This is a genomic window from Massilia glaciei (genome assembly GCF_003011895.2).
Classification (GTDB): Bacteria; Pseudomonadota; Gammaproteobacteria; order Burkholderiales; family Burkholderiaceae_D; genus Telluria_A; species Telluria_A glaciei.
This window is the reverse complement of sequence record NZ_PXWF02000134.1, coordinates 1-5,272: the sequence shown is the minus strand read 5'-3', so window position 1 is coordinate 5,272 and position 5,272 is coordinate 1. Positions and strand designations below refer to the sequence as shown.

Annotated in this window: 7 protein-coding genes; 2 read left to right on the top strand and 5 right to left on the bottom strand. The window is 62.7% G+C overall.

Annotated features, from left to right (window positions below):
* The first annotated feature begins 720 nt into the window (after positions 1-720).
* Both lspA and C7C56_RS09735 read left to right on the top strand, forming a co-directional pair.
* Entirely contained in the window at positions 721-1,224 is a 504-nt protein-coding gene (gene lspA, locus C7C56_RS09740; RefSeq protein WP_106757238.1) for a signal peptidase II, read from the top strand.
* 281 nt (positions 1,225-1,505) lie between these two features.
* A complete protein-coding gene (locus C7C56_RS09735; protein ID WP_229458513.1) occupies positions 1,506-1,865 on the top strand; it encodes a DUF883 family protein in 360 nt (119 codons plus the stop codon).
* A gap of 63 nt (positions 1,866-1,928) precedes the next feature.
* Here C7C56_RS09735 and bufB read toward each other — a convergent pair whose 3' ends face one another.
* The 5 genes from bufB to C7C56_RS09710 all read right to left on the bottom strand — a co-directional run.
* Complete coding sequence (bufB, locus tag C7C56_RS09730; RefSeq protein WP_106757237.1) at positions 1,929-3,605, bottom strand: MNIO family bufferin maturase; 1,677 nt, start codon at positions 3,603-3,605, stop codon at positions 1,929-1,931.
* Between the two features lie 41 nt (positions 3,606-3,646).
* The gene (locus C7C56_RS09725) at positions 3,647-3,937 is read right to left on the bottom strand and encodes a BufA1 family periplasmic bufferin-type metallophore (protein WP_106757236.1); all 291 of its coding nucleotides are present in this window, start codon (positions 3,935-3,937) and stop codon (positions 3,647-3,649) included.
* Positions 3,938-4,133: 196 nt separating this feature from the next.
* Positions 4,134-4,328 (bottom strand): YjfB family protein, encoded by a 195-nt coding sequence (locus C7C56_RS09720; protein WP_106757235.1) that lies wholly within the window; start codon positions 4,326-4,328, stop codon positions 4,134-4,136.
* Positions 4,329-4,382: 54 nt separating this feature from the next.
* On the bottom strand, positions 4,383-4,913 hold the full coding sequence (gene mobB / locus C7C56_RS09715; RefSeq protein WP_106757234.1) for a molybdopterin-guanine dinucleotide biosynthesis protein B: 531 nt from the start codon (positions 4,911-4,913) through the stop codon (positions 4,383-4,385).
* Between the two features lie 7 nt (positions 4,914-4,920).
* Positions 4,921-5,272: general secretion pathway protein GspB (locus C7C56_RS09710; RefSeq protein WP_181373102.1), on the bottom strand; the 352-nt coding region annotated here is incomplete at its 5' end.

Here is a 5,272-nt window from a genome sequence, read left to right as displayed (position 1 = left end):
GTGCGAGATGTGTATAAACCTATGGGCTTAATCCGATTGGCGTACGCAACTGCGAGGGGACTCTTGTCGCCCGGCACGCTCATATCTATCGCAGCATGGAACAAAAGCGCCACAGGCACTTGTTCGAACGGCGGCTTCGGGGCGGCAGCGGGCCGAGGTCGGACCGCACGCAACCGTCGAGTACAATCGACAGCAGCCGGCCAAAACCGGTCGTTCCGTCGAGCACGAAGCTACAAGCTGCTTAGCGCAGGGATTGACATACATTTTGCTTTAAATTGATTTATTTTGAAACTCGCCCCTCATGTCTAATTTTCAAGATCCAATCGAAGTGCTTGCCTATTGCGAGCTGTTGATTTCCTGTCAAACGATTGGCTGTTTGAACATTTTCGAACCAACGCTTAGCGATCCGGCTAGAGACCCCGTTGAGATTTGGGCAATCAAGAAAGCAAAGCACGCACGCGAATCAGGGTGGTCTGTTGGAGCATGTAACCAAGCGCAATGTCCAGCCCACCGGGGACTCACCGCCGGGTGATGTGATCATTTGCTCTGCAATGGAAATCACTGGTGAACGACTATATTGGGGCGGCTGCGGCCAAGCTGGTCCCACGCCGATTCGCTGTCGAGTACAATCGGCAGGAGCCGGCCACCAGCTGACACTCGTTGACGCAACGTTTAATATAATCGTGCATTATTAATTTTGTTATCCCAACTAAGAATTCGATGCCACCCCAGCTAGCTAGCATTTTCTCCTCACCTACAGTGCGCATGTGCTTCGCTGCACTCCTTGCCTTCAGTCTCGACCAGCTTTCAAAAATTGTCGTTTTGCATGTACTCGACCTGGCGGTGGTTCATACTATGCCAGTGTGGCCACCCTATCTGAATTTTCTGATGGCATGGAACAAGGGCGTAAATTTCGGAATTTTTAGCTCTTTTGATTTTCGCTGGTTGCTGGTGGCGTTGAGTATCGCCGTGTCGATAGGGCTCGCGGTTTGGACGCGCGACAAGCGCGGTTGGATGCTTCCATTGGCCGCCGGGACTGTCGTCGGTGGTGCTCTGGGTAACGCACTAGATCGCGTTATCTACGGCGCTGTGGTTGATTTTATCAACATGAGCTGCTGCGGCATCAGTAATCCATATGCGTTCAACGTAGCCGACGTGCTGATCATTTTTGGTCTGGTGCTCTTCATGATTGGTCAGGACAAAGAGCAGCCAAGTTCTTCATAGGCCCACGTACAAACGAAGGCGCAAACCATGAGTGCTATGACGGGCTCGATTTGAGTCTTGGTAGGAACGTTTTTCCTTCTAAAGCAAAGACGCTTTGGTCGACCGAAGGAGGCTACTTGACTGGCCGGTTTGGGGCGAAAGCGGACGTACACGGCGGTCAGCGATAGAATGGCGAGCTCTTCTTAGTCGGCTCCAAAGTTGCGCTGGGACAGTATTCCGTTGATGCATTCCGACAATAATGCCTTGGTCGCCGCGATTTCGCGGGCTACGGCCGCGCACGTTTGAGCGCCGACAAACTCAGCCGTGCTTACTTGTTTATATTACAAGTTGTTATCAACCGGTTCAAGGGGACCGCCATGGATAGCCCTGAAGGAAAACCCCAGACGCAGGAAAGGCTTATCGGCGATTTGCGTCTCGTCATCGAAAACGCGGAGGAATTGCTCAAGAACACAGATCAATACACCAGCGTACTGTATCAAAATGCGCGCGCCAAACTGGCACTCGCCCTGTCCGCGGCCACCGAGGAACTGGCCCGCTTCGAGGACGATCAGTTGAACCGCATGATAGAAGCGACCAATGCTGCCGATGCCCCCAATGCCGCCCCGAGCGGCGAAGCGCGAATCTTGCGCGCGTTTAACTAAGTAGTGCGGCGCCGCAACGGCGCCGCATTTGTTCCACTCCCCCCGCTGCAACCTTTCCAACTCTCAAAGTGCCGGCTCCGGCGCGACGTCGATGCCGACGAGCAGCGCCAGCGCTATCCATTGCTGCAAATTGGCCGCCACGTCGAATTGCTCGTCGAGCGCAAAGGCGGCGTCGAGCGCGTCGTCGAAGCGTGCGCCGGCGGCCAGTTGCGACAATGCCGCGTGCGCGGCCGCGCCCAGCGCGACCAATTCGGGCCGCCAGCGCGGGCGCGCGACCACGGCCAGGCATGGCGTTTCGATCTCATCCGGGAATTCCACCCCGCCCTCGCCCTGGTGGGCCTGCCACAAGGCCACACAATCCCAGCGCGAGGCGAGCAGGCATGCGGCCGGATGCAGGCGCAGGCGCGCCGATCCGGCCTGTGCGGGCGACAGGCCGGCGAAGGCATCGAGGGCGATGCCCTCGGCGTCGGCGCCAAAATGCGCCCGGTGCAAGGCCCATTCGAGGCGCGCCATGTCGGGCAGGTACGGATAGTCGGCCACGTGTTCGAAGCCGTCGAGAAATTGCGCGAAGGTGTCGCCAAAACGGTTCAGGTCGGCGTCGACGGACGGCATGGCCATGCCGTAGGCGCGGCTCAGGGCACTGAAAAACTCCTCGCCCACGAGCTTGCGCAGCACGGGGAACGCGGCCGTCAGGCTCTTGTCCCATGTGCCGCTGAGGTTGCCGCGGTACAGCGCCAGCCGTTCGCCGTCGCCGGCCCCCTTGAACTGCGCGCGGGCGGGTCCCTCGGCGCCCGGCGTGAACAGGGCGGTGGCGAAGGCCTGCTGGCCGGTGGCGAGCGCGTCGGAGGCGGGCGCCGATGGCGGCGTGGGCGCGTCCACGCCGCCGCGCACCGTGGCGCGCACCGGCGCCGTGGCCGCCATCGCGCGCGCCTTGTCGGCCTCGCCCAGCAACACCTCGAGCGCCGGAATGTCGGTGTCCCATTCGATCAGGGTGGGCAGCTTGCCAAAACGTGCCAGCGCGGCGCGGTACAGGTCCCATACGGGCTCGGCCACCTTGTCGCCGTGGGTGTCGATCAGGGCCAGCGGCGTGCGCAAATGGCCCGCCAGATGTAATTCGCCCACGCTGCCCGGCGCAATCTCGCACAGCGCCGCGAGCGCGTCCTCCCCATGGTTGCACTGGTTGACGTACAGATTGTTTATGTCGAGCAGGAGCGAACAGCCGGTGCGGAGTGCCAGGGCGGCCATGAATTGGGTCTCGGTCATCGCGTCGGCGTGGAAGCGCACATAGCTTGAGACGTTCTCGAGCAGGATCGGGCGCCGCAGCGCGTCCTGCACGCGCGCCACCCTCTCACACATGAGCGCGAGCGCGTCCTCGTTCAAGGTCAGCGGCAAGAGGTCGTTGAGATTGCGGTCGTGCACCGCGCCCCAGCACAGATGCTCGGACACCAGGAACGGTTCGACGCGTTCGACCAGCGCGCGCACCCGCTCGAGGTGAGACGCCGAAAACCCGCGCGCCGAACCCAGGCCGAGTCCGACGCCGTGCAGGCTGATGGGATAGTCGCGCCGCAATTGCTGCAGCACGTGCCAATCCCAGCCAGATTGCTCGAGGAAGTTCTCGCTGTGCACCTCGAGCCAGTCGACCGCCGGCCGCTGTTCGAGGAACTGGCGGTAATGCGGGGCCCGCAAACCGACCCCCACGCCCGCCTCGTGCGCCGGGCGCCGTTCCGATTCGGAACTCATGGCCGCATCAGACGCATGCTGCTGAGCGATGCCGGGGATGCTTACTTCTTGACCTTGGGCGCCTTGAGCTTGCCGCCGGTCTTTTTGCATGTGCCTTTGGCGACCAGCTTCCACTCATGCGGGTCGTTGTCGACCTTGGCCATGCCCGAGCATGCGTGGGTGCCGGTGGCGGTGCCGCAATCGTTCTGGCCGACCTTGACATTGCCGTAGCATTTTTCGGTTGCCGATTTGGCCGCCATGGTGTTTTCTTCAACATGGGCGCTGGCGGTCGTGGAGGCGGCGGCGCACACGGTGGCGAGTGCGGCGGCGATCAGGGCGTGGCGTGTGGTCATATTCAATCTCCTAAGGGGATGGGGCTGGAACAAAATTGCGCTGGTGGAAAGAATTTGTCGGGCGCGTCATGCGCTACCTTACACAACAAGCCACTTTCGTGTTCGCCAGCACGCGATTCTACTGAATCGGCCCGGTGCGTGCGAAAAAAAACCCGGCCGCCCGCCGTTGCGGGGTGCCGGGTCGCGCCATGATGTTTCAGGCCGTCGTGTTGATTCTGGTGCCCAGGTTGGCCGGCAGGTTCGGCGACACCGGCTTGAGCGCGTCGATCAACTGGGTCGCGGCGGCGCTTTCGATTTGCTGCGCCCGCTTGAGGATCGCGATGTCGACTTCCTGCTTGGTTCCGGTCTCGGCGATGCTGCTTGCCAATCCGGCAATTGCTGAAACATTCATGTCGTTCTCCGAGTAAACAGCGATCAACCATTTACGACGGGCATTTTGAAAACTTTAGGCCGCGCCGGCAGAAATTCGCGCGCGCAGCCAGGCCAGCACCTCGGCCGGCGCGTTCAGGTCGAGCCAGGCCAGCTCCGCGCGCAGCCCGGGCGGGCGCGGCGTGTCCGAGGCGACCGCCACGATGTGCGCGTCGTCCGGGTACAGGGCCGGCTGGCCGAGCGCCGGCCGGTGCACCTCGAGCTTGGGCATGGGCTCCCACTTGTAGCCCTCGACCAGGGTCAGGTCGGACGGCGACAGGTGCGCGATTTGCTCGGCCAGCGCCGGCTCGGGCGCGCCGCGCAGCTCGCGCACCACCGCCACCCTGAACGGCGAGGCGAGCATGACTTCGGCCGCACCGGCCATGCGCATGCGCGCGCTGTCCTTGTGGGGCGGCTCGAGCGTGACGTCGTGGTGGCTATGCTTGATGACGTTGACGCGCAGGCCGCCGCCGGCCAGCTCGCGCACGAGGTATTCGAGCAGCGTGGTTTTGCCGCTGCCGGACCAGCCGACCACGCCCAGCAGTTGTTGCGGCGATTCTTGTTTCATGTTTTCCTTAGTACGGCACGCGGTAGCGGTAGCCCTTGTAGTTCATCACCGCCGCCCTCGGCAGCAGCCTTTCGAGGCGCAGCCCGGGGCCGACCTCTTCGCCTTCGCGGCGCAGGACCTTGTCGATCAGGAGCAGGCGGTCGGCCGGATTGCGCGAATAGATGTAGCCGCCAAAAGCGAGCCGCGGCAGCTCGCGCTGGATCGACTCGGGCAGCTCGCGCTGGAGCGGGAGCGACTCTTCGGCCGCCGGCGGCGCCGGTTCGGCTTGCGCGACGGGCGCGGGCGCGAGCGCCGGCTTCGGCGCGGGCGCAACCGGAACCGGCGCGCGCACCGCCTCCACGGGCGCCGCGACTGGGGCC

What these genes read in the sequence shown, in the direction of transcription:
- C7C56_RS09725 (WP_106757236.1), bottom strand. Translation starts at nt 3,937, where the DNA reads ATGACCACACGCCACGCCCTGATCGCCGCCGCACTCGCCACCGTGTGC.
- mobB (WP_106757234.1), bottom strand. Translation starts at nt 4,913, where the DNA reads ATGAAACAAGAATCGCCGCAACAACTGCTGGGCGTGGTCGGCTGGTCC.
- lspA (WP_106757238.1), top strand. Translation starts at nt 721, where the DNA reads ATGCCACCCCAGCTAGCTAGCATTTTCTCCTCACCTACAGTGCGCATG.
- bufB (WP_106757237.1), bottom strand. Translation starts at nt 3,605, where the DNA reads ATGAGTTCCGAATCGGAACGGCGCCCGGCGCACGAGGCGGGCGTGGGG.
- C7C56_RS09720 (WP_106757235.1), bottom strand. Translation starts at nt 4,328, where the DNA reads ATGAATGTTTCAGCAATTGCCGGATTGGCAAGCAGCATCGCCGAGACC.